This window comes from Massilia sp. LMS1-1-1.1 (assembly GCF_040815535.1).
Lineage (GTDB): Bacteria > Pseudomonadota > Gammaproteobacteria > Burkholderiales > Burkholderiaceae_D > Janthinobacterium > Janthinobacterium aestuarii.
In genome coordinates, this window is the sequence record NZ_JBFPNG010000001.1 from 1287713 (window position 1) to 1310912 (window position 23200).

General features: G+C 63.9%; 23 protein-coding genes and 3 tRNA genes. 10 read left to right on the top strand and 16 right to left on the bottom strand.

Going from position 1 to position 23200, the window contains the following annotated elements:
* Positions 1-145: 145 nt before the first annotated feature.
* Positions 146-1150, bottom strand: coding sequence for an SAM-dependent methyltransferase (locus tag MRBLMS1_RS05980; protein WP_485878351.1), 1005 nt, complete (start codon positions 1148-1150; stop codon positions 146-148).
* Positions 1151-1318: 168 nt separating this feature from the next.
* Between MRBLMS1_RS05980 and MRBLMS1_RS05985 the strand changes: the two genes are divergently transcribed.
* Genes MRBLMS1_RS05985 through MRBLMS1_RS05995 form a run of 3 tightly spaced genes read left to right on the top strand, consistent with a single transcriptional unit; the run spans position 1319 to position 3545 of the window.
* The gene (locus MRBLMS1_RS05985) at positions 1319-1807 is read left to right on the top strand and encodes a GNAT family N-acetyltransferase (protein WP_485878353.1); all 489 of its coding nucleotides are present in this window, start codon (positions 1319-1321) and stop codon (positions 1805-1807) included.
* A complete protein-coding gene (locus MRBLMS1_RS05990) occupies positions 1792-2529 on the top strand; it encodes an aspartyl/asparaginyl beta-hydroxylase domain-containing protein (RefSeq protein ID WP_485878354.1) in 738 nt (245 codons plus the stop codon). Before MRBLMS1_RS05985 ends, MRBLMS1_RS05990 begins: the two co-directional genes overlap by 16 nt.
* Entirely contained in the window at positions 2526-3545 is a 1020-nt protein-coding gene (locus tag MRBLMS1_RS05995) for a hypothetical protein (protein WP_485878356.1), read from the top strand. The genes MRBLMS1_RS05990 and MRBLMS1_RS05995 overlap by 4 nt, the downstream gene beginning before the upstream one ends.
* Here the strand turns inward: MRBLMS1_RS05995 and MRBLMS1_RS06000 are convergent, their stop codons facing one another.
* From MRBLMS1_RS06000 to MRBLMS1_RS06010, 3 genes are all read right to left on the bottom strand, one after another.
* A complete protein-coding gene (locus MRBLMS1_RS06000; RefSeq protein ID WP_485878357.1) occupies positions 3546-3848 on the bottom strand; it encodes a hypothetical protein in 303 nt (100 codons plus the stop codon).
* A 152-nt stretch (positions 3849-4000) separates the two neighbouring features.
* Positions 4001-4076: transfer RNA gene (locus tag MRBLMS1_RS06005), tRNA-Asn, on the bottom strand.
* Positions 4077-4149: 73 nt separating this feature from the next.
* The gene (locus tag MRBLMS1_RS06010; RefSeq protein WP_034750182.1) at positions 4150-4476 is read right to left on the bottom strand and encodes a Dabb family protein; all 327 of its coding nucleotides are present in this window, start codon (positions 4474-4476) and stop codon (positions 4150-4152) included.
* A gap of 162 nt (positions 4477-4638) precedes the next feature.
* Here MRBLMS1_RS06010 and MRBLMS1_RS06015 point away from each other — a divergent pair, with 162 nt between their 5' ends.
* Positions 4639-5592 carry an alpha/beta fold hydrolase gene (locus MRBLMS1_RS06015; protein WP_485878358.1) on the top strand — a complete coding sequence of 318 codons (954 nt, stop codon included), beginning with the start codon at positions 4639-4641 and terminating at the stop codon, positions 5590-5592.
* A 51-nt stretch (positions 5593-5643) separates the two neighbouring features.
* Here MRBLMS1_RS06015 and MRBLMS1_RS06020 read toward each other — a convergent pair.
* The 3 genes from MRBLMS1_RS06020 to MRBLMS1_RS06030 form a co-directional block, all read right to left on the bottom strand.
* Positions 5644-5719: transfer RNA gene (locus MRBLMS1_RS06020), tRNA-Asn, on the bottom strand.
* A 135-nt stretch (positions 5720-5854) separates the two neighbouring features.
* Positions 5855-5930 (bottom strand) — tRNA-Asn (locus MRBLMS1_RS06025).
* A 131-nt stretch (positions 5931-6061) separates the two neighbouring features.
* Positions 6062-7276, bottom strand: coding sequence for an amino acid aminotransferase (locus MRBLMS1_RS06030; RefSeq protein ID WP_175444492.1), 1215 nt, complete (start codon positions 7274-7276; stop codon positions 6062-6064).
* 112 nt (positions 7277-7388) lie between these two features.
* Between MRBLMS1_RS06030 and uvrB the strand changes: the two genes are divergently transcribed.
* Positions 7389-9476 (top strand): excinuclease ABC subunit UvrB, encoded by a 2088-nt coding sequence (uvrB, locus tag MRBLMS1_RS06035; protein WP_139089948.1) that lies wholly within the window; start codon positions 7389-7391, stop codon positions 9474-9476.
* A gap of 173 nt (positions 9477-9649) precedes the next feature.
* On the opposite strand, the gene MRBLMS1_RS06040 is transcribed toward uvrB, so the two are convergent.
* Positions 9650-10144, bottom strand: a complete 495-nt coding sequence (locus tag MRBLMS1_RS06040) for a DUF3224 domain-containing protein (RefSeq protein WP_252867359.1) — start codon at positions 10142-10144, stop codon at positions 9650-9652.
* A 56-nt stretch (positions 10145-10200) separates the two neighbouring features.
* Between MRBLMS1_RS06040 and MRBLMS1_RS06045 the strand changes: the two genes are divergently transcribed.
* Complete coding sequence (locus MRBLMS1_RS06045) at positions 10201-11043, top strand: DUF6597 domain-containing transcriptional factor (protein WP_485878361.1); 843 nt, start codon at positions 10201-10203, stop codon at positions 11041-11043.
* On the opposite strand, the gene denD is transcribed toward MRBLMS1_RS06045, so the two are convergent.
* Genes denD through MRBLMS1_RS06075 form a run of 6 tightly spaced genes read right to left on the bottom strand, consistent with a single transcriptional unit; the run spans position 11040 to position 17038 of the window.
* Positions 11040-12017, bottom strand: a complete 978-nt coding sequence (gene denD / locus MRBLMS1_RS06050; protein ID WP_485878362.1) for a D-erythronate dehydrogenase — start codon at positions 12015-12017, stop codon at positions 11040-11042. The two genes, MRBLMS1_RS06045 and denD, sit on opposite strands and share 4 nt — an antisense overlap.
* Positions 12018-12019: 2 nt before the next feature.
* Positions 12020-12811 carry a 2-oxo-tetronate isomerase gene (gene otnI / locus MRBLMS1_RS06055; RefSeq protein ID WP_485878364.1) on the bottom strand — a complete coding sequence of 264 codons (792 nt, stop codon included), beginning with the start codon at positions 12809-12811 and terminating at the stop codon, positions 12020-12022.
* Between the two features lie 20 nt (positions 12812-12831).
* Positions 12832-13476: a 3-oxo-tetronate 4-phosphate decarboxylase gene (gene otnC / locus MRBLMS1_RS06060; protein WP_485878366.1), complete on the bottom strand. Its 645-nt coding sequence runs from the start codon at positions 13474-13476 to the stop codon at positions 12832-12834.
* On the bottom strand, positions 13473-14774 hold the full coding sequence (gene otnK, locus MRBLMS1_RS06065) for a 3-oxo-tetronate kinase (RefSeq protein WP_485878368.1): 1302 nt from the start codon (positions 14772-14774) through the stop codon (positions 13473-13475). The genes otnC and otnK overlap by 4 nt, the downstream gene beginning before the upstream one ends.
* Positions 14771-15694, bottom strand: a complete 924-nt coding sequence (gene ltnD, locus MRBLMS1_RS06070) for an L-threonate dehydrogenase (protein ID WP_485878370.1) — start codon at positions 15692-15694, stop codon at positions 14771-14773. Before ltnD ends, otnK begins: the two co-directional genes overlap by 4 nt.
* Before the next feature lie 15 nt (positions 15695-15709).
* Positions 15710-17038, bottom strand: coding sequence for an MFS transporter (locus MRBLMS1_RS06075; RefSeq protein WP_485878372.1), 1329 nt, complete (start codon positions 17036-17038; stop codon positions 15710-15712).
* A 187-nt stretch (positions 17039-17225) separates the two neighbouring features.
* Here MRBLMS1_RS06075 and MRBLMS1_RS06080 point away from each other — a divergent pair, with 187 nt between their 5' ends.
* Positions 17226-18038 carry a FadR/GntR family transcriptional regulator gene (locus MRBLMS1_RS06080; RefSeq protein ID WP_128142420.1) on the top strand — a complete coding sequence of 271 codons (813 nt, stop codon included), beginning with the start codon at positions 17226-17228 and terminating at the stop codon, positions 18036-18038.
* A gap of 6 nt (positions 18039-18044) precedes the next feature.
* Here the strand turns inward: MRBLMS1_RS06080 and MRBLMS1_RS06085 are convergent, their stop codons facing one another.
* On the bottom strand, positions 18045-18959 hold the full coding sequence (locus MRBLMS1_RS06085) for a LysR family transcriptional regulator (RefSeq protein WP_128142419.1): 915 nt from the start codon (positions 18957-18959) through the stop codon (positions 18045-18047).
* A gap of 124 nt (positions 18960-19083) precedes the next feature.
* On the opposite strand from MRBLMS1_RS06085, the gene MRBLMS1_RS06090 reads away from it, so the two are divergent.
* From MRBLMS1_RS06090 to tcuC, 3 genes are read left to right on the top strand one after another with little or no spacing between them, the layout of a single operon-like run.
* A complete protein-coding gene (locus MRBLMS1_RS06090; RefSeq protein WP_485878375.1) occupies positions 19084-20175 on the top strand; it encodes a porin in 1092 nt (363 codons plus the stop codon).
* 17 nt (positions 20176-20192) lie between these two features.
* Positions 20193-21002, top strand: coding sequence for a substrate-binding domain-containing protein (locus MRBLMS1_RS06095; protein ID WP_485878377.1), 810 nt, complete (start codon positions 20193-20195; stop codon positions 21000-21002).
* Between the two features lie 35 nt (positions 21003-21037).
* Complete coding sequence (gene tcuC, locus MRBLMS1_RS06100; protein WP_485878378.1) at positions 21038-22372, top strand: tricarballylate/proton symporter TcuC; 1335 nt, start codon at positions 21038-21040, stop codon at positions 22370-22372.
* Positions 22373-22374: 2 nt separating this feature from the next.
* Here tcuC and MRBLMS1_RS06105 read toward each other — a convergent pair whose 3' ends face one another.
* Complete coding sequence (locus MRBLMS1_RS06105; protein ID WP_485878380.1) at positions 22375-23001, bottom strand: flavin reductase family protein; 627 nt, start codon at positions 22999-23001, stop codon at positions 22375-22377.
* Positions 23002-23200 lie beyond the last annotated feature (199 nt).

A 23200-nucleotide genomic window follows, 5' to 3' on the forward strand; every position in this document is an offset into this window, starting at 1 on the left:
GGTTCGTTGCCTGGATGGTTCATGAGACTCCCGCAAGACTTGTTGTTTTATTGACTTCGATGATTGCGCCACATTGCATTTGCGCATATATGGAACCGGTTCCATATTATCCTACAGAAGTAAATAGTCTGCCAATGTAGTATTACTACTGAGATATTGGCTGGTGCAATTCCTGTTTTTCACGCAGGCAAAACGCCAGCCCCGGCTGGCCGCCCAGCCGGTAATGGAAGTCGAGCACGCTGCCGCCAGCCAGGTTTGGCTTGCCCGGCAAAGGCAGCGGCAGGTTCAGGCTGCACTCGTGGTCGCCCAGGACGATGTCGCCATGCACACGGATGCGCGTCAGCAAGCGCGGCGCCTGCTCCAGCACGTCAGGCAGGCGGATGCTGGCGGCCGGAAGCCTGTCGCCCCGCTCCCCCTGCCAGGCGCGCATGGCATCCGCATCGAGCGCAAACACGCGGCCCCAGTCCGTGCACGACTCGCCGGGGCTGCGCCGGTCCAGGCCCAGGTGCACGGTGACGGCCGCCGGCAGCAGCGTGGCCGCAGGCGCTTGGGCGTGCAGATTGCGCAGGATGGCCACCTGCGGCTCCTTGCCCAGCGCCGTATTCATGGTTTCGCTGACGATCACGTCCGGCATGGCGCCAGCAGGCATTTGATAGGCGGCCGCGTCGGCGCAGATGTATTCGTCGACGTGGCTGTCCAGGCCCAGGGCGGCGATCAGGTCGCGCGCATAGTCCAGGGTCTCGGCATGCACGTCGAGGATGGCAAACTGCACCTCGCTCGCGTCCAGCACGGCCATCACCGGCAGGGCCAGCAAGGCAAACGGACCGCAGCCCGCATACAGCACGCGCACGGGCCGCCCACCGTTCACGTCCAGCCGCTCGCGCACGGCCAGCGCCAGGCCCTGAATGAAGGCGGCGCTGCGGTACGGCTCTCGCGCGCACAGGCCCGCCTGCACGGGCGAGATGGCCCAGCCGCTGGGGAGAAAACTTTCGCCGTCGCGCAAGCCGTCCTGCCGGTCCATGGGCAGGCGCGAATGGCGCTCGACGAGCAGGCGCAGCTGAACCGTTTCGCCGACCAGGCTGGCCAGGGTACGCTGCGGATCGCACAGCGCGGCCCCCATGGTGACCAGTTCCGCGCGCGCCGAAGTCACGCGCAACTCCACGGGCAACTCCACGGAAAAGGCGGGATAAAGACAGAATGCATGGCGGCTTCCTTGAAATGATTGCAAGTGCGCGGAAAAATTGGCAGCATAGCAAATAAATAAACGCCTGCGCATTTGGCACCATCGCCCCCATCGCTACCACCTACCGGAGCACCGATGCACGACCTGCCGCTTTCTGCCCCCTATCAGTTGCGCGTCCAGCGCGACGACGACGATGGCTTTGCCGCCGCGCTGTACAGCTCCACGCGCGGCGACCTGCGCCAGATGCCGGCCGATCCCGCCGTCATCGAGCAGCTGATCGCCATGCAGCAGCGCATGCAAAGCCACGGTTACCGGCAAGCGTATCCGCAGGCCATATACCTGGTGCTGCAGCACGGCGACACGCCCATCGGGCGCCTGGTCCTGGACCGCCAGGATCAGGTGCTGCACCTGGTCGACATCGCCATCCTGCCCGCCGCGCAAGGCCAGGGTGCAGGCAGCGCCGTGCTGCGCGGCCTGCAGGCGCAAGCGGGCGCGCAGCAATGCCGGATCCACCTTGCCGTCAACAAAAGCAACACCGCCGCGCGCGCGCTGTACCAGCAGCTGGGCTTCCGATTGCGCGGGGAAAACGAGGTGCAGGAGCAGCTGGAATGGAGCGCGCCATAGTGCCGGCGCCGAAGCCGCCCAGCACCTGGCTGCGGCTGCCGCTGCGCTTTGATGTGGCGCGCATGCAGCACGACAGCGACCAGTTCGCCACGGACGAGTGGATCCATCATTTCAATACGGGCGCCTACGACCAGGGCTGGAGCTGCGTGCCGCTGCGCTCGCCGGGCGGAGCAGCTGGCGACATCATGCCCGTCGATGGCGCCGCCTATGCCGGCACGCCGCAACTGGCGCGCTGCCCCGGCCTGCGCGAGGTCCTCGCCAGCTTCGCCTGCGACATCCGCGCCGCGCGCCTGATGGCTTTGGCGCCGGGCGCCATCATCCGCGCCCACCGCGACGCCGGCACGTCGCTGGCCGATGGCTTGATCCGCATCCACATCCCCATCCACACTACGCCGCAGGTGCTGTTCAGCATCGACGGCGAGAACGTGCACTTCGCGGCCGGCCACGCCTGGTACATGGACGCCAGCTGCCTGCACGCCGTGCATAACCGGGGTACGGCGCCGCGCATCCACCTCGTGCTCGACTGCGTCACCAATGCCTGGCTCGAAACGCTGTTCGCCTCGGCCGGTTTCGTGCCGAAAGCGGCCCATAAATATGGCGACCCCAGCATCAATGATGGCAATGTCCGGGCCGTCATTGCCCAGCTGCGACTGTCGCCCTCGCCTGCCAGCCTGGCGCTGGCCAGCCAACTGTCCACCTTGGCCGACGGGAGCGCGCCGTGAGCGCCGCGCCGGGCCTGGCCCAGCAGGAACGCTTGCTGGCCAAGGGCGAGACGGTGGCATGGCACGAAGGCATGGACTTGCGCGGCTGGTATCCGCTGTATGTGGAGCGCGGCGAGGCGCTGGCGCACGCCGCCCTGTGCTGGCGCGCGCTGGGGGAAACGGTGTTCAGCGACGCTTTCTTTGTCAATACCCTGGCGCGCCAGCCGCATGAGGAGCACCGCGTCTGCCGCACGCCGCTGGCCGCACTGGCCACGATGGCCACGCTCGGCAATGGCTTGGCGCCCGACGCCTACATCTTCCACGTCTCGCGCTGCGGCTCGACCCTGCTGAGCCAGCTGCTGGCATCCTTGCCGCAATGCATAGTCATGTCCGAGCCGCCCATCATCGATTCGCTGCTGCGGCTGTATCACGACAGCGACGACCCGGCCGCCGGCATCGCCCTGCTGCGCCAGGCCATCCTGGCACTGGGCCAGCGCCGCTCGGGCGCAGAGACGCACCACATCATCAAGCTCGACTGCTGGCACATCCACAGTCTGGACTTGCTGCTGCAAGCGTTTCCCGGCACGCCCTGCCTGTTCGTCTACCGCGAACCGCTGGCCGTGCTGGCCTCGCACCAGCGCCAGCGCGGCCCGCAAATGGTGCCCGGCATGCTGCACCCGGCACAGCTGCCGCTGCCCGCGCACCAGCTGGCGCCCGGCGATATCGATGGCTATACGGGCCTCGTGCTGGCCAGCCTGTTCCAGGCCGCCCTGCCCCATGCGGCGGCCGGCAAGCTGCAGTTAATTCACTACAAGCAATTGCCAGATATCGTGTTCAGCGATGTATTGACGCGCTTCGGCATCACCCCCACGCCGGCACAGTTGCAAGCGATGCGCGCGCGGGGCGGCGTGCATGCGAAATACGGCACGACCTACCAAGGCGACCCGCCAGTGGCCGCGACAAGCGGCCTGGCCACCACCGCCACGCAAGTGCAGCCAGGCTATCTGGCGCTGGAAGCGTTACGCACGGGGCAATAGTCACAGCGCGGCGGCATTGTCCTCGCGCCACTTGCGCACCATCTCGCTGCTGATTTCCCGTTCATAGCAGATGGGGGCGTAACCGCCCTTCCGGCTCCATGCGCTGCGTCCCCCGCAAGCGCTGCCATTCTTGGCGGTATTGTAGGGACAGGGGCAGCGGCCAGGATAGGCGGCGATCGACTCGGCGATGATCTGCTGCTTGACCTTCGCTTCCGATGGCGGCTGACGCCCTTGGCCGCCGGCAAGCGGCGCGTAGGCCGTGCCGGCGGCAAGCATCAACACCAGGGCGCAGAGATTCTTCATAGGAAAGATTGTTTTCATCCACAGGCAGCAAACGTACGCTGCAAGTATGGCAGATGCTTTTCGGCAAATCAGCGTGAAATGTCACGAGAACCATGGCCGCAACGCAAAAAGCCCAACCGTGAAGGCTGGGCTTTTCGATACTGCTGATGTTCTGGCTCCCCGACCTGGACTCGAACCAGGGACCTGCGGATTAACAGTCCGTCGCTCTACCAACTGAGCTATCAGGGAAAAGAGGCCGCATTCTATAGGGCAAATTTTCAGTTGTCCAGATTTACGCTGAAAAATTTACGCGCGGCGCCGCTCAGCCCGGATTTTCCCGGGGCTGATAGTCAAACACCAGCACCCGCCCCAGCCATGGCTTGAGCAGATCGACAAAGGCCAGGTGGGCCGGATGGGCCAGGTACACGTCGCGTGCGCTGGCGCCATCGAAGGTCAAGGTAAAGCAATCGGTAAAACCGTCATCGAGGCCTTCCGGGCTGACGTTCGGCCCCCATTCGAATTGCAGCACGCCGGGGATGCGGTGTTTAAGCTGGGAAAATTCATAGACCAGCTCGGCATGCTTGGCCGGTGTAATGTCCTCAAGAAAATCACACAGGACGATATGGCGCAACGGGATAGAACAGGTCATGGTGGCAACTCTCCTATGGGCTTGCCTTCAGGATAGCGCAAAACGGAAAAGCACACAGGCAGCGGCCCGCCATGGCGCAGATATTTTCTAAATGCAACATATTATTCGGATAATATCCCCCATGGACACCCCATACCCGTAAGCAACCATTCATATCAGACCATGACAAAGCTACTGGCAGTGCTATTCATCACCTTGATGCCATTTTCTGCATGCAAAGCGCAAGCGCTTGCCATCGACGCGCTGCTGACTCCCGACATTGGCGGGATCAAGCAGTTTGTGGAAATCAAGACAGATGACTCAAAAAAACCTGTTCTGCTCTTTTTATCGGGCGGGCCGGGAAGTTCGATGATGAAGAATGCGGATGCCTTCACCGCCATCCTGAAAAACAGATTTACGCTGGTGCAGTGGGATCAGCGCGATGCGGGAAAAACCCTGACACTGAATCCGTCACCTAGCCAGCCTTCCGTCGCGCAGATGAAGCAGGACACGTATCAGGTCATCACGTTTCTTCAAAAAGAGCTCAAGCAGGAAAAAATATACTTGCTGGGCAGCTCCTGGGGCAATGTGCTCGGTTTTCATATCGTCGAACGGCATCCGGAACTGCTGCATGCGTATTTCGCCGTCAATCCCGTCATCAGCCAGCTGGCCAGCGAAATGGCATTGCTGGCCAATTTGAAGGCGCATTTCCGGGACGATGCCACCGCCACCAAGGAGCTGGCGCAGGTGCATATCCCCTTTCAACAGGATGAAGACCTGTTCTACTTGCGCAAATGGCTTTTCCATAAAGAGGGAAAGGCTTTTGCGACCAGCGATGGCTTCAAGACCGGTTTTCTGCAATGGTCCAAAGCCTGGTCGCCCGTATGGAACGAAGTGATGCATATCGATTTGCCGAAGACCTTGAAGAAAGTCGACTGCCCGGTCTATTTCTTCGTTGGCAAGAACGACATCCAGACGTCCACCCGCATCACGCAAGACTATTTTGAGCAGCTGCAGGCACCAAAGAAGGGGCTGTTTGTATTTGAACAATCGGAACACCAGATACACCAGGATGAACCGGAAAAATTCCAGCAGGCGATCATGGGGACCCTGCCGGCACCCATCGCGGCGCGCTGAAATGCAAAAAGCCCAACCGGTAAAGGCTGGGCTTTCTGCTGCTACATGTTCTGGCTCCCCGACCTGGACTCGAACCAGGGACCTGCGGATTAACAGTCCGTCGCTCTACCAACTGAGCTATCAGGGAAAAGAGGCCGTATTATATAGGCCAAACCTGGCGCTGTCCAGATTTCCATAGGGAAAATCTTATCTTGCCGCAAGCCACACGCCGGCGGTGCAAAAACAAAAAAGGCCACGTTTTTCAACGTGGCCTTTCGAATTCTGGCTCCCCGACCTGGACTCGAACCAGGGACCTGCGGATTAACAGTCCGTCGCTCTACCAACTGAGCTATCAGGGAAAAGAGGCAATATTATATGTCGCTTGTTCCATATTTGCAAGACCGACACTGCATCATTACAAACACGGCCATCGCCGACTTTCTACCGCCATCAGCGCCGCACTTGCATGCAGCGCCGAAGAAGCAAGATATTAAAGCACTTTGGCGATCGCGTCAATGACGATGTCGATATTGCGCGAGTTCAATGCTGCCACGCAGATACGGCCCGTGTCGACGGCGTAGATCGATTGCTCGCGCAAGGACGCCACCTGCTCCTTGGTGAGACCCGAGTACGAGAACATGCCGATTTGCTGGCGCACGAACTCGAAGTCGTGGCCTGGCGCCTTGGCTTTCAGCTTTTCCACGAAGGCGTTGCGCATTTCGCGGATGCGCACGCGCATGCCGGCCAGTTCCTCTTCCCACAACTGGCGCAGTTCTGGCGTAGCCAGCACGGTGGCGACCACCTTGCCGCCGTGTACTGGCGGGTTCGAGTAGTTGGTGCGCACGACACGCTTCAGCTGCGACAGCAAACGGGCCGCTTCGTCGGCGCTCGAGGCGACGACGCTCAGGGCGCCCACGCGCTCGCCGTACAGCGAGAACGATTTCGAGAACGAGTTCGACACCAGCAGCGGGCCGCCCGCGTCGGCGAAGCGGCGCACCACGGCGCCGTCTTCGGCGATGCCGTTGGCGAAGCCTTGATACGCCATGTCCAGGAACGGCACCAGGCCGCGCGAGGTCACCACGCTGATGATCTGATCCCACTGGGCCACGCTCAGGTCGGCGCCGGTCGGGTTGTGGCAGCACGCATGCAGCACGACGATGGAGCCGGCTGGCATGGCGTTCAGGCTGGCCAGCATGCCGTCGAAGTTCACGCCATGGGTGGCGGCATCGTAGTAGGTGTAGTTATTGACGACGAAACCGGCGTTCTCGAACAGCGCGCGGTGATTTTCCCAGCTCGGGTCGCTGATGTAGACTTGCGCGCCCGGCGCGAAGCGCTGCAGGAAGTCGGCACCGATCTTCAGTGCGCCCGTGCCGCCGATGGCTTGCACGGTGACGGCGCGGCGCTCTTGAATTACGGCGCTATCGGCGCCAAATACGAGTTCTTGCACAGCCTTGTCGTAGGCGGCGAGGCCTTCGATCGGCAGATAGGTACGTGGCGCCGCCTGTTCGATCAGGATCGCTTCTGCCTTGCGTACGCAAGCTAACAGAGGCACTTTGCCGTTGTCGTCATAATAGACGCCAACGCCCAGATTGATTTTGGCGGGATTCTGGTCCGCGTTAAATGCTTCGGTGATGCCCAGGATCGGGTCGCGTGGGGCCATCTCGATGGCGCTAAACAGACTGGCAGAAACAGTTGGGTTCGTCATGATAAGATTGGATTCGATTGGAAGCAGGTTCACAGCGGAGTTGTAGACAGCGCCCCAAAATACAACGCCAGGGCCGCCAGCAGAGCACTATTCTAACAAAGGTCTGATTCACATGCCCGAATTATCTACCGCCAGCGAGGCGGAAAGCGCAATTATCTCTTTCCCGGACTCCCCGTTCAAGCTGCACCAGCCCTTCCCTCCGGCCGGTGACCAGCCCACGGCAATCGACCAGTTGTCAGAGGGGATTGCCGACGGACTGGCCTTCCAGACCCTGCTGGGCGTGACCGGTTCGGGCAAGACCTACACCATGGCCAACGTCATCGCGCGCATGGGCCGGCCCGCCATCGTCTTCGCCCCGAACAAGACCCTGGCCGCGCAACTGTACAGCGAGTTTCGCGACTTTTTCCCGCAAAACGCGGTCGAATACTTCGTCAGCTACTACGATTACTACCAGCCTGAAGCCTACGTGCCGCAGCGCGACCTGTTCATCGAAAAGGACTCGTCGATCAACGAGCATATCGAACAGATGCGCCTGTCGTGCACCAAGTCGCTGATGGAACGGCGCGACGTCATCATCGTCGCCACCGTCTCGGCCATCTACGGTATCGGTAACCCGAACGAATACCACCAGATGATCCTGACGTTGCGCGTCAAAGACAAAGTCGCCCAGCGCGACGTCATCGCGCGCCTGATCCAGATGCAGTACACGCGCAACGAAGTCGATTTCGGCCGCGGCACCTTCCGCGTGCGCGGCGATACGATCGACATCTTCCCCGCCGAGCATGCGGAGCTGGCCGTGCGCCTCGAAATGTTCGACGACGAGATCGAATCGATCCAGCTGTTCGACCCGCTGACGGGCAGAGTACGGCAAAAGATCCCCCGCTTCACCGTGTATCCGGGCTCGCACTACGTGACGCCCCGCTCCACCGTGCTGCGCGCCGTCGAGACCATCAAGGACGAGCTGCGCGAGCGCCTCGAGTTCTTCCGCAAGGAGAACAAGCTGATCGAAGAGCAGCGGCTCGAACAGCGTACGCGCTTCGACCTGGAAATGATGGCGGAAATCGGTTTCACCAAGGGCATCGAGAACTATTCGCGCCACCTGTCCGGCGCGCTGCCGGGCGAACCGCCGCCGACCCTGGTCGACTACCTGCCGCCCGACGCCATCATGTTCCTCGACGAGTCGCACGTGCTGACGGGCCAGCTGAGCGCCATGTACAACGGCGACCGCTCGCGCAAGACGAACCTCGTCGACTACGGCTTCCGCCTGCCGTCGGCGCTCGACAACCGACCCTTGAAATTCGAGGAATTCGAGCAGAAGATGCGCCAGACCGTATTCGTCTCGGCCACGCCGGCCGAATACGAAAAGAACCATTCCGACCAGGTGGTCGAACAGGTCGTGCGCCCCACGGGCCTGGTCGACCCGCAAATCATCGTGCGTCCCGCCAGCAGCCAGGTGGACGACCTGATGTCGGAAATCGTCGAGCGCATCAAGAAGGACGAGCGCGTGCTGGTGACGACCCTGACCAAGCGCATGTCCGAGCAATTGACGGAATACCTGGGCGACCATGGCATCAAGGTGCGCTACCTGCACAGCGACATCGAGACGGTGGAGCGCGTGGAAATCCTGCGCGACCTGCGCCTGGGCACCTTCGACGTGCTGGTGGGGATCAACCTGCTGCGCGAGGGCCTGGACTTGCCGGAAGTCTCCTTGGTCGCCATTCTTGACGCGGACAAGGAAGGCTTCCTGCGCTCCGAGCGCAGCCTGATCCAGACCATCGGCCGCGCCGCGCGTAACCTGAACGGCACGGCGATTTTGTACGGCGACCGCATCACGGACTCCATGCGCCGCGCCATCGACGAGACGGAACGCCGCCGCGCCAAGCAGATCGCCTTCAATACGGCCAACAACATCATTCCGATCGGCGTGAAGAAATCGATCCGTGAAATGATCGACGGCGTCTACAGCCCGCAGGAAGCGCGCGAAACCCTGCAAGTGGCGCAGGAAGCAGCCAAGTTCGAATCGATGAGCGAGAAGCAGGTCAGCAAGGAAATCAAGCGCCTGGAAAAACTGATGGTCGACCACGCCAAGAACCTCGAGTTCGAAAAGGCGGCGCAAGTGCGCGACCAGCTGCATATCCTCAAGCAGCAGCTGTTCGGCGCACCGGGAACCGATAATGTGGCATCGATACTGGGTAAATAAACCTCGCGTAGGTCGGATTAGCTGGCCGCCAGGCCAGCGTAATCCGACAACATTGTTGGCGCTGGCGCTGGTGGTGTCGGATTACGCGGCCTTGCCGCTAATCCGACCTACCTGAGCCGCTCGCTACCTTGACCGCACCAGCGCCTGCAGGACCGCTGCCCATGGGCTTTGCCCTACTCCGGCAGCGAATAGTCGATGTCGTAAAAATGCTGGCCGTTTTCAATGCGGATGGCCAGGGTGCCGCTGATGCCCGTCAGCTGCCCCGTGCCGGAATGCGGCACGATGACGATGGACAGCTGCTGCTTGCCATCGGCCATGGTGCCCGCATGCTGCGCCACGAAGCTGCCTTCCCTGCCCTGCAGGACACCCGTGATGGCTTCCATGGCGACGTAGCCGGCCGCGCCCTTGGTGTCGGTGACGGCGCTGAGCATTTCCCCCTTGGCCGTGGCGACCAGGTCGCCGGCATAGACTTTGTCGAGCAGTACCTTGCCCAGGGTCGTGCGCCCCGCGCGCTGCGGCGCCGCGGATGGCGTCATGGTGATGCTGAAACTTCCCGTGGCGTGCACTGGCATGCGATGATCTCCCTCTGCAGACGAGGCGGCGCCGGCCGGCGCCACCGATAGACAACATGCGGCCAGCACCAGGCCGGACAAGCTGTGTGATTTCATGATTCCCTTTCAATCGATGCGAGAGAACCAGCTTAAGACAGCGCAGGAGACAAATATTGGATAAAACCGACAGCACGCGCAATGTGCTCGCCGCGCGCGGCCAGGCGCCGAAGGGCATCGTCGACCCGCAGGCGGCGGCGCGCCGCATACGGCTGGCGACCTATGCGCCGGACACCGCGCTGGCGCCGTTCGTCGAGTACTTCTGGGTGGTCGAATGGGACAGGCGGGGCTGCGCGCCGGAGACGCAGCGCGTGCTGCCGTACCCGAACGCTCACCTGGTGTTCGACCTTGGGCGCACGGCCATCCATGGCGTCGTGCGCGGTGCCTTCGACAGGCCGTTGACCGGTGCGGGCAAGGTGCTGGGCGTGCGTTTCGCGCCGGGCGGCCTGCGCCCGTTCATCAGCCAGCCCCTGTCGTCATTCACCGACACGACCATCGCCGCTGACGCCCTGCTGGGCATGCCGGCAGGGCAAGCCGAGGCGCTCGTGCTGGGGCAAGGAGGCGATACGGCCATGGTGGCGCAGGCGCAGGCGCTGCTGCTGGCACGGCTGCCGCAGGTCGATGACGCTGCCCTGCTGGCCGCCAGGCTGACTGCCGCGGCGGCGGCCCACAACGGCCCGGCGAGCGTGGCGCAGCTGTGCGAGAAAATGGCCATCGGCGAACGCCGGCTGCAGCGCCTGTTCGCCAACTACGTGGGCGTGCCGCCGAAGTGGGTGATCCAGCGCTACCGCCTGCAGGAAGCGATCTGGCGGCTGGCGCAGCCCGATGCGCCCGACCTGGCCAGCCTGGCGCATGCGCTGGGCTTTTTTGACCAGGCCCATTTCAGCCGCAGTTTTGCGGAACTGGTGGGCAGCACGCCGCTCGACTATCGCCGCTCGCAACTGCCGACAGCCGCCTAGCCGGCCGCTTTCACGTCGTCGATATACGCGCGGATGATGCTGGCGAAATCCGCATCGGCCGTCAAGCCCAGCGCTTCGGCGCGTTGGGTATCCCAGGCGCCGGGCCAGCTCTTGACGATGCGCTCGACGGCCGGATCGGGCGCATAGCTGATGCGCTTTGTTACTTCGCTGCCGGCCACCTGTTCCAGTGCGGCAATCATCTCGCCCACGCTCACGCTCAAACCCGGCAAGTTCACCGTGCGGCTGGCGCCGAAGGCCTCGCCCGCCAGTTCATGGCCGGCAATCAGCGAGACGATGGCGCCGCGCGGCGACAGCAGCCACAGACGCAAATCGGTGGACACGGGGCAGACGGCCGCCTCGCCATTCAACGGTTCGCGGATGATGCCGCTGGCGAACGACGACGCTGCCTTGTTCGGTTTACCGGGACGCACGCTGATGGTCGGCAGGCGCAGCACGCGGCCGTCGACGAAGCCGCGGCGACTGTAATCGTTGAGCAGCAATTCGCCGATGGCCTTTTGCGCGCCGTACGACGATTGCGGGTTCAGGGCGGTGGTGTCCTGCACCACGTCCGGCAGCTTGCCGCCGTACACGGCCACGGAACTGGTAAACACGACCTTCGGCTTGTGTCCCAGTTCGCGGCAGATGTCGAGCAGCAGTCGCGAGGCGTCGAGGTTGATGCGCATGCCCAGCTCGAAATCGGCTTCCGCCTGGCCGCTGACGATGGCGGCAAGGTGGAAGATCGAGCTGGTCTGCACATCGACGGTGGCGCGCATCAGCGTGCCGTCAGCGATGTCGCCCGTGACCACTTTGACGCGCGCATCGTTGAAGTCATGCGCGGCCACCACGTCGACCAGTACCAGCTCGCTGATCGTTTGCAACTGGCCGTGGCTGTCCGTCAGCTGGCCTTGCGCCAGCAACTGGCGCGCCAGACGCTGCCCGAGGAATCCGGCGCCGCCGGTAATCAGTACTTTCATCTTCATGCTCCTTGTTTGTTGTTGTAAGCGGCAAGCCAGCCCAGGCCAGCTTCGGTGCGCCCGCGCGGACGGTATTCGCAGCCGATCCAGCCCTCATAGCCCAGCTCGTCCAGCAGTTTGAACAGATACGGGTAGTTGACTTCGCCATCGTCCGGCTCATTGCGGGCCGGGACGCTGGCGATCTGCACGTGGCCGATGCCGTCGAAGTTGTTCTTGAACGTCATGGCGATATCGCCCTCGACGATCTGCGTGTGGTAAAAATCCATCTGCACCTTGACGTTGGGCGCGCCCGACTCCAGGCGCAGCGCATGGCCTTGCGCCTGCGTGACGAGGAAGTAGCCGGGCATGTCGCGCCCGTTGATCGGTTCGATCAACAGCTCGATGCCATGCTCGCCCACGGCCTGGGCCGCGTACCGCAGGTTGGCCAGGTAAGTGGCGCGGTGCAGGTTGACGTCGGCGCCCACGGGCAGCAGGCCCGCCATCATGTGCACGCGCGGGGTGCCCAGCGCCAGCGCATACTCGATGGCGCGCGCCACGCCGGCACGGAATTCTTCTTCGCGGCCCGGCAGCGACGCGATGCCCCGCTCACCGGCCGCCCAGTCGCCCGGCGGCAGGTTGAACAGCACATTCTGCAAGCCGTGCTCGCGCAGCCAGCCGGCCACTTCCTGCGGCGCGTGGTCATACGGGAACAGGAATTCAACGCCTTTAAAACCCGCTTGCGCGGCGGCGGCAAAGCGCTGCGGGAAAGGCACTTCGTTGAACATCATGGTCAAATTGGCGGCAAAACGGGGCATGCGGTATCTCCTTGGGAATCTTATATGTCGAGTTTGAACGTGTGCTTCAGGTCCGCGATCTGCGCCGCGTCGAGCGGGCGCGTGGGCACGTCGCGCAGCAGCAGGAACAGCTTGGCCGTCTCTTCCAGTTCCTCGGCCGCATACACGGCCGCCTCCAGGCTCGTGCCCGATACGACGGGACCGTGATTGGCCAGCAGCACGGCCGAGTGCTTGCGCGCCATGGCGCCAATGGCGCCCGCCAGCGCCGGGTCGCCGGGACGGTGATACGGCACCAGCGGCAAGCGCCCCACCTTCATCACAAAGTAGGGCGTGAGCGGCGGAATGCAGTCGTCATGGTTCAAGCCGCACATGCACGACACAGCGGCCGAATGGGTCGAGTGCAAATGCACGATGGCACCGGCGCTGCCCCGCTCTTCGTACATGGCGCGGTGCAGGAACGCTTCTTTTGACGGCGGTGCGCCGCTGATCAGATTGCCGTCCCAATCGAGCTTGGACAGCTGCGCGGGATCGAGCCGTCCCAGGCTGGCGTTCGTGGGCGTCAACAGCCAGCCGTCGGACAGGCGCACGCTCAGGTTGCCGCTGCTGCCGGCCGTCAGGCCCCGCTCGAACAGCGACTTGCCGAAGTCGACGATCAGCTCGCGCTGGCGCGATTCGGTGGCGCTCATGCCAGCACCTGCCAGGCCTTGCTGAAGAAATCGACCGTGCCGAAATTGCCGGACTTGAGGGCCAGCGCCAACGGCGCCCTGCCATCGTCGCCCGGTGCGGGCAAGGCTTGCGTCCACGGCACGCCAGGGTCGATCTCGGGGCCGATGCGCAAGCCCGCCACGCCCAGCGCTTTCACCACGGCGCCCGAGGTTTCGCCGCCGGCGACGATCAGCTGGCCCACGCCGAGGCGCACGAGCCCTTGGGCGATGGCGGCCAGGGTTTCCTCGACGAGGGCCCCGGCACGTTCCACGCCCAGCTGCGCCTGCACGGCCCGTACGGCGTCCGGCGTGGCCGTGGCATAGATCAATACCGGGCCTTGCGCCAGGTGCTCATCCGCCCATGCCAAGGCTTGCTCCACGACCGCATCGACCACCTCGCCGCCTGCGGCCAGCTGCAGCGGATCGACGTGGAACGCTGGCGCCAGTTCACGCAAATGCGCCACCTGCTGCTGCGTGGCCACCGAGCAGCTGCCCGAGATCACGGCGCGCAAACCCGTCGGCGGCGGCAAGCGTCCCGCCTGGCCTGCCGGCGATGGCGCCAGCTGGCCCCGCTGGCGGAAATTCTGCGGCAGTCCCAGTGCGATGCCGGACCCGCCCGTGACCAGTTTCAGGTCCGCGCACGCGGCGCCGATGGCTTCCAGGTCGCGGTTCGACACGGCATCGACGACGGCGAAATGGCAGCCCTGGCCGCGCAAGTCCGTGAAGCGCTGGGCGATGGCGGCCGCGCCCTTCTCCACCACGGAGAAATCGGCCAGGCCTACCTTGGCTTGCACCTGCTGCTGCAGCACGCGCACCAGGTTCGAATCCGTCATCGGCGTCAGGGGATGGTCGCGCATGCCCGATTCGGCCAGTGGCACGTCGCCGACGAACAGGTTGCCCTTGTAGATGGTGCGGCCGTTGGCGGGAAATGCGGGACAGGCGATGGTGAAATCCGTATCGAGCGCCCGCATCAGCGCTTCGGCCACGGGGCCGATATTGCCGCGCGGCGTGGAGTCGAACGTGGAGCAGTACTTGAAGTAGAACTGCTTGCATCCGGCTTGCTGCAGCCAGGCCAGCGCGGCCAGCGATTCGGCCACGGCCTCTTCCGGCGCATTCGTGCGCGACTTGAGGGCGATGACGACGGCATCGACATCGGTTGGCGGCGGCCCTTGCGGCACGCCGATCAGCTGCACCGTGCGCATGCCGGCCTTGACCAGCATGCCGGCCAGGTCGGTGCCACCCGTGAAATCGTCGGCGATACATCCCAGTAGTACGGTCATGATGGTTCCTCTTGATTCAGTAACGCTTGCACCGGCAAAGTAATGCCCGGGAAAGTCTTGATGACGGCCGAGTCGTCCTCGCCGCCAAAGCCGGCCGCCGACGCCTGCATGAACATCTGGTGCGCCGTGGCGGACAGCGGTAATGGAAACACGCTTTTCTTCGCGTAATCGAGGACGATGCCCAAATCCTTGACGAAGATATTCACGGCCGACAGCGGCGTGTAGTCGCCCTTCAGGATGTGCGGCACCCGGTTCTGGAACATCCAGGAACTGCCGGCGCTGTTCGAAATGACTTCGTACAGGGCCTCCGGATCGCAACCGGCGCGCAAGCCCAGCGCCATCGCTTCGGCGGCGGCGGCGATGTGCACGCCGGCCAGCAACTGGTTGATCATCTTGACCTTCGAGCCCTGCCCCGGCTGTTCGCCCAGGCGGTACAGCTTGGCGCAGATGGCGTCGAAAATGCCGGCGCAAGCGTCGAACGCATCGGGCGCGCCGGCCGCCATCACCGACATCTCGCCGGCAGCCGCCTTGGCCGCGCCGCCGGAAATGGGCGCATCGATGAAGCGCAGTCCCATGGCCGCCAGGCGCGCGCCGAGGGCCTCGGCAAACTCGGGCGCCACGGTGGCGCAGGCGATCACCACGCTGCCCGGCGCCAGGCTGGCAGCCGCACCGTGTTCGCCAAACAGCACGGCTTCCGTCTGCTGCGCATTGACGACGACGATCAGCATCGCTTGTACCTGCGCCGCCAGCGCGGCCGGAGACTGCGCCGCATGGGCACCCTGGCCGGCCAGCGCTTGCACGGTGTCGGCGCGCACGTCGCAGGCATGTACTTCAAAGCCGGCGCGCAGCAACGATTGCGCGATGCCCATGCCCATGGCGCCCAGGCCGATCACACCTACTTTTTCTATTGTTGCGCTCATTATTTGCTCCATTTGTTATTTGTTCACCAGCTTGGCCGGCACGCGCATGATGATGGCCGCGCCGATCACCAGAATGCCGGCCAGCAGGTAGATGGCGATGTCGGTCGACTGCGTCAGGTCCTTGATCGAGCCGATCATGTACGGCGCCGCGAAGCCGGCCAGGTTGCCCACCGAGTTGATGGCGGCGATGCCGGCGGCGGCAGAGACGCCGCCGAGGAAAGCCGTCGGCAAGCTCCAGAACATCGGCGAGGCAGCCAGGATGCCGCCGGCGGCGATCGTCAGGAAGAAGATGGCCCAGCCCGTGTTGTGGGCGCCGGCCAGCGCGCTGCAGACGATGGCGGCGGCGCCGACGACCAGCGGGATGGCCATGTGCCAGCGGCGTTCGCGGTATTTGTCCGAGCTGCGGCCCAGCAGTATCATCGACGCCACGGCCACCGAGTACGGGATCGCCGTGAACAGGCCGATATTGAGCACGCCCGTCACGCCGGCCGCCTTGATCAGGCTGGGCAGCCAGAAGGTCAGCGAATACTGGCCCATCACGCAGCAGAAATAAATCAGGGCCATGACCCAGATGCGCGGGTCGGCGAACATGGCGCGGATCGACGGGTGCGATACCTTGCCCTGCGCTTCCGTGGCGATGCGCTGTTCGAGAATGACTTTTTCGTCTTCCGTCAGCCACTTCGCGGCGCGGATGCTGTTGTCGAGGTAGAACAGCACTGCCACGCCCATCAGCGCGGCGGGAATCGCTTCGAGCACGAACATCCACTGCCAGCCCGCATAGCCGTGCCAGCCGGCGAAGGTTTCCATGATCCAGCCCGACAGGGGGCCGCCGATCAGGCCCGCTACGGGAATGGCGGCCATGAAGGTGCACACCATGCGCGCACGGCGCTCGGACGGATACCAGTAGGTCAGATACAGGATGATGCCGGGGAAGAAGCCCGCCTCGGCGATACCGAGCAGGAAGCGCATGACGTAGAACTGGGTCGGCGTCGTGACGAACATGAAGGCGCCCGAGATGACGGCCCACGTGATCATGATGCGGGCGATCCACACGCGCGCGCCGATCTTGTGCAGCATCACGTTGCTGGGCACCTCGAACAGGAAGTAGCCGAGGAAGAACACGCCCGCGCCCAGGCCGTATACGGTTTCGGAAAACTGCAGGTCGGCCAGCATTTGCAGCTTGGCGAAGCCCACGTTGACACGGTCGAGGTAAGCGACGATGTAGCACAGCATGAGGAAGGGAATGATGCGCCAGGTCACCTTGCGGTAGACGGCGTCGTCGATGGTTTTCTGGCTCGCGGCGGCGCCGGCCGGCTGCCCGGGCAATGCTTGTGATACGTCCATGCTTGTCTCCTGATCGCTGGGGGATCGACCGTGCCGGGTTTTTATGGTCCACCGGAGGTGGCTGGCAACTTGTCTAAAATTTGTATGGATGTATATTATGTGTGTGTTTTGTGTGTGTCAAGCTGTATATTCCATATAATGGCAAGCAGGCAAGCCCCATGAGAACCGCTAGCACAAGGATGCACCGATGGACCGCACGTTCCGCTTTACCCTTCCCCCGCCGGAGCCCGCCGCGGGCAGTTTCACCACCGGCACCCTGGGTGCGCGCGTGGCGGCACGGCTGCGCCAGCAAATCCACAACGATGGCCTGGCCAGCGGCACGCGCTTGCCGTCGGAGCAGGCGATGGCCAGCCACTTCGGCGTGAGCCGCACGGTGCTGCGCGAAGCCATCGCCCTGCTGCAGGCCGATGGCATCCTCGTCACGCGCAAGGGCAGCGGCACCTTCGTATGCGCACAGGATGGCGCGAAGACGGGCGAACGGGGCGACGCGCTGACGGAGCAGTCGGTGCAATCGCTGCTGAACCTGATCGAGGTGCGGCAAGGGCTGGAGGCGGAAATCGCCGCGCTGGCGGCCGTGCGGCGCACGCCGGGCCAGCTGGCCGACATCGAGCATGCGTTGCACCGGATCGAGGAAGCCGTGGCGGCCGGCGTCGATGGCGTGGAAGAAGACGTGCGCCTGCACCTGTCGATCGCCGAAGCGACGGGCAATCCTTACTGGCCGAAATTCGTTGCCATGTTTGCCGACCCGATCCGCTCGGCCGTGAAGGTGACGCGCGCGAATGAAGCGCGGCGCACGGACTTTTCCATCGAAGTGCGGCGCGAACATGAAAAGATCGTCCAGGCGATCGCCGATGGCGACCCGCAACGGGCGCGCCAGGCGGCCATGGAACACATGCAGCACGCGGCCGAACGCGTGCGCCTGGCCGACCGCGAATTCTGGCGCGGCGACGGCGGCGCGCTGGCCCGCACCTTGGGGCGCGATCCCATCATGCAAAAATAGGACCGCTCACGCCCTCCGCCCCTGCTTGCCTATGCTCGCGCTCATCATGTCGAACAGGGTGCGCGACGCGGGCGGCATCGCATGCTGATGCCGGCTGATCAGGCCCAATGTCCGTTTCACGGCGGGATTGACGAGCGGTACGCCGACCACCGTACCCTGCCGCTCCGGCAAAATCGACAACCCCGGCACGGCCGCCACGCCCAAACCCGACTCCACCAGCGCCAAGATGCCTGACACGTGGTTGATCTCGCACGAGATCCACGGGTGCTTTTCCACGCCGGCCAGCGCCGCATCGAGCACGCTGCGGTTGCCGCTCGACTTGGCCACCGAGATATAGCGTTCGTCGACGGTATCCTTCCAACTCAGCTTCTTGCGCCTGGCCAGCCGGTGATCGTGCCGCATCGCCAGCACGTAGGTTTCGACATAGATGGGCTGGAAATGGATCTCCGGATTTTCCGCGCCCGTAAAGCTGATGCCGAAATCCGCCTCGCCCGTCAGCACGAGGTTGAGCACGTCCTGCGCGCTTTCGTCATGCACGCGCACGCGTATTTTCGGAAACTGCGCGCTGAAACGCTTGAGCACGTCCGGCAGGAAGTGCCACACGGCCGATGGCACGCAGGCGAACGTCACCGTCCCGGTGCGGTGCGCGGCCAGGTCGGCGACACCGAGCACGGCATCCTCAAGGCCGTTCAGCGCATCGCGTACGTTCACCAGAAACACCTGCCCCACATTGGTCAGCTGCACGCGCCGGGTGGTGCGCTCGAACAGCTTGACGCCCAGCGCATCCTCGAGTTTTTCAATGCGGCGGCTCAGTGCCGGCTGCGACAGGAACAGGTCGGCCGCGGCCTGGCGAAAGCTGTTGCGCTCCGCCACGGCCACGAAGGCCTGCAAATCATGAAGTTCGTAATTGATGCGCTGCATGCATGAATCCCCAGAAAAATTGCAATTATCAAATTATGCCATTTCAACGATGATGGGGTCTTAATGCTGAGCCTCGCCAAGAAGGCACCAAGAAAGCATCCCCCCCAAAAAAAATGGAGACACCATGCGACATTGTTCCACGTTCGCGCTGTTGTTCGCGGCCAGCGGCGCCTGCCTGGGCCAGAGCGGCGCGGTCTTGTATGGCATCGCGGATGCCGGCATCCGCTATGGAAAAGGCTTGAACGCCGCCAACGCACCCACGGCCGGCGGCACCACGCCCGCCGTCAGCAGCGGCATCAACAACACGAGCCGCTGGGGCCTGCGCGGCCAGGAAGACCTCGGCGGCGGCTGGCAGGCGCTGTACCGCTTCGAGGGTGGGCTGAATCTGGACACGGGCAGCGCGGCCAAATCCGACAAGCTGTTCGACCGGCAAGCGTGGGTGGGCCTGAAGTCGCCGCTGGGCTCCGTGACCCTGGGGCGCCAGGCGACCTTGCTGGCCGACGCCATCGCGCCGGTGGACCCGCTGGGCATCCGCTATGCCTCCTTCAATCCGAACGTCAACATCGCCGGCTTGAGCAATACGGCTTTTGGCCGCCACTCGTTTGGCCAGCAATACGGCAGCAGCGGCTATGCCGACAACTTCTACCGGCTCGACAACATGGTGAAAACCAGCGCCAGCCTCGGGCCGGTGGTGGCGCGCGCCGCCTACTCGTTCGGCGAGGTGGCGGGCGCCACGTCGCCATTATCGACCTGGGGCGGCGCCCTGACGTACCAGCAGGCGGGGCTAGCCGTCTCCGGGGCAGTGATGCGCTTTCGCAATCGCGACAACCGCAGCCTCGACGCCGCCACCGTGGGCGCCGCCTACAAGATGGACGCCTGGCAGTTCAAGGCCAACCTGGGCGTCAACCGCGCCGACGTGGGCGCCGGCAAGTCGGTCCGGCAGAGCGTGATGTCGGCCGGCGTAAGCCGGCAAATGGCGCAGGACGTGCTGCTCACGACCGCCTACTACAAGGTACGGCGCAGCGCCACGGGCCACGTCGACGACGGCTTCCAGCGTGCTTTCGCCTACCTGGAAAAAACGCTCTCGCCGCGCTCCACCCTGTACCTGGAATCGGACTACACCTTGTGGCAAGGCGATGCGGCCGGCGTCACGGGAACGCGGCCCAACGACCGCAAAGGCATGGGCTTGACGCTCGGCCTCATGCACAAATTTTAACGACAGGAGAAACAACCATGCTTCAACATACCCTCGTGCGGCGCTCCGCCCCCATCCTGGCCGGCTTCATGCTGCTGGCCACCGGCGCGGCCCATGCCGCCGATATCCGCGTGGTCAGCTCGGGCGGTTTCGCCCAGGCCTACAAAAACCTGGCGCCCGCCTACGAGCGCGCCAGCGGCGACCATCTGGTTTCCGAATGGGGGCCGTCGATGGGCACCACCAAGAATGCGATCCCGGCGCGCCTGGCGCGCGGCGAGCCGATCGACGTCGTCATCATGGTGGGTGACGCGCTCGACAAGCTGATGCAGGAAGGCCGCCTGGTCCCCGGCAGCAAGGTGGTGCTGGCCAATTCACCGATTGCCTGCGCCGTGCGGCGCGGCGCGGCCAAGCCCGACATCAGCACCACCGAGGGCTTGCGCAGCGCCTTTCTGAAGGCGGACAAGGTCGCCTATTCGGACAGCGCCAGCGGTGTCTACATCGAGACGCAGCTGATGAACAAGTTGCAGATTTCGGAGCAGATGCAAGGCAAGGCTGCAAAAATTCCCGCCACCCCCGTCGGCGAAATCATCGCGCATGGCCAGGCCGATTTCGGCTGCCAGCAGCGCAGCGAGCTGCTGCCGGTCGAGGGCATCGACATCGTCGGCCTGCTGCCGCCGGAAGTGCAGAAGATGACGCAGTTTTCGGCGGCGCTGGTCCCGGGCGGCAAACAGCCTGAAGCCGGCCGCGCCCTGCTGCGCTTCCTCGCCGCCCCTGCCAACGCGGGCGCGATCGAAGCGACCGGTCTGGAACCGGCGGCGGCGCTGGCGCCAACGCCAGCAATGCACTAGGCGTGCGTCACTCATCTTTCATCAATAGGTAAATCATGGACATTCCCTCCACCGCCGCGCCCATCGCCAGGGCGGCAACGCCGCGCGCGCAAGTGCGCCAGCCCTCGCGCATCGCCACAGTCATCCGGGTGACGAGCGGGAACTTCATCGAAATGTACGATTTTTTCCTGTTCGGCTTTTACGCCACGTACATTGCCAAGGCCTTCTTCCCCGCCACCAGCGAATACGCGGCCCTGATGATGACGTTCGCCACCTTCGGCGCGGGGTTTTTCATGCGGCCGCTGGGCGCCATCATCCTCGGCAGCTATATCGACCGCATCGGCCGCCGCAAGGGCCTGGTGCTGACCCTGGCCATCATGGCTTCCGGCACGGCGCTGATCGCTTTCGTGCCCGGCTATGCCACCATCGGATTGCTGGCGCCATTCCTCGTGCTGATCGGGCGTTTGCTGCAAGGCTTTTCCGCCGGCGTGGAGCTGGGCGGCGTGTCCGTCTACCTGTCCGAGATGGCGACACCCGGCAACAAGGGATACTACGTCAGCTGGCAATCGGCCAGCCAGCAGGTGGCCATCATCTTTTCCGCCGCGCTCGGCTACTATCTCAACGAAACCTTGAGCAAGGAATTCATCGCGGACTGGGGCTGGCGCATTCCGTTCTTCATCGGCTGCTCCATCATCCCCGTGGTGTTCTACATCCGCCGTTCGCTGCAGGAGACCGAGGCCTACCTGACGCGCAAGTCCCATCCGACGTTCCGGCAAATGCTGGGGACGATCGCCCTCAACTGGCCGCTGGTGGTCACCGGAACGATGCTGATCGTGCTGACGACGGTCGCGTTCTACCTGATCACCGTCTACACGCCGACCTTCGGCAAGAACGTGCTCAAGCTGAGCACCGAGGAAAGCCTGCTTGTCACCTTGTGCATCGGCTTGTCGAACTTCATCTGGCTGCCCGTCATGGGCGCGCTGTCCGACCGCATCGGACGCTGGCCCATTATGGCCGTGTGCTCGGCGCTGACGGTGCTGACCGCGTATCCGGCCCTGTCGTGGCTGGTCGCCCATCCCAGTTTCGACCACATGCTGATGGTGGAGCTGTGGCTGTCCTTCCTGTACGGCAGCTACAACGGGGCCACCATCGTCGCGCTGACGGAAATCATCCCGGCCAGCGTCAGGACCACGGGCTTTTCGCTGGCCTACAGCCTGGCCACCGCGCTGTTCGGCGGCATGACGCCGCTGGTGTCGACCCTGCTGATCGAGAGCACCGGCGACAAGGCGGCGCCAGGCTACTGGATGGCCGGCGCCGGCGCCATCAGCCTGGTGGCGACGTGGCTGATCTATCGCGGCATCGTCAGGGAGCGTCATCCGCTCCCTGCATGATGTTACGACCAGGCGGGCCGGCGCATGTGGAACAGGCTGTCCGGCCCGATCTCGAAATAATCGGCCGGACCGCCGCCGCGCAAGATCGGCGCGGCGGCTGCCGTGTCGTACACGCCATCGTTGAGCAGGTGGCGCGCGATGTGCACGCCCACCACTTCCCCCAGCACCAGCCAGCTGCCGACACCGTCGCCATTGACGCCTTGCAGCTCGATGATCTGCGTGCGCCGGCATTCAAAGGAGACGGGGCTTTCAGCCACGCGTGGCACATTGACGATGCGCGAGGCGGCCGGCGTCAGGCCGGCCAGCGCGAATTCATCGACTTCGGGCGGCGCGGGCGCACAGCTGGTATTCATCGCATCGGCCAGCGGACGCGTTGCCAGATTCCACACGAATTCCCCTGTCTGTTCGATATTGCGCAAGGTATCCTTGCGGCCGATGCTGGAAAAACCGATCAGCGGCGGATGGTAATTGAAGGCATTGAAAAAGCTGTACGGCGCCAGATTGAGCACGCCCTCGCTACTGCGCGAGGCGATCCAGCCGATGGGCCGCGGCCCCACGATGGCATTGAAAGGGTCATGCGGCAGGCCATGGCCCTGCGCAGGTTCATAAAAGTGAATATTGTCGGCCACGCGCGTTCCTGAGGTCAAAAGAAGTCAAAAGCGCCCGGGATGGAACGCCTGGAACGACAGCTTACTGGAATTGCCGCCACCGCGTTGCCAGCCCGCCGGCGCCAGATGCGCTCGCGCACGCATAGAGACAATTGTATGGCGCGCCGCACCATGCCTCGCTTATGATGGGACAACTCAACCCTTATCATTACGCTACCGC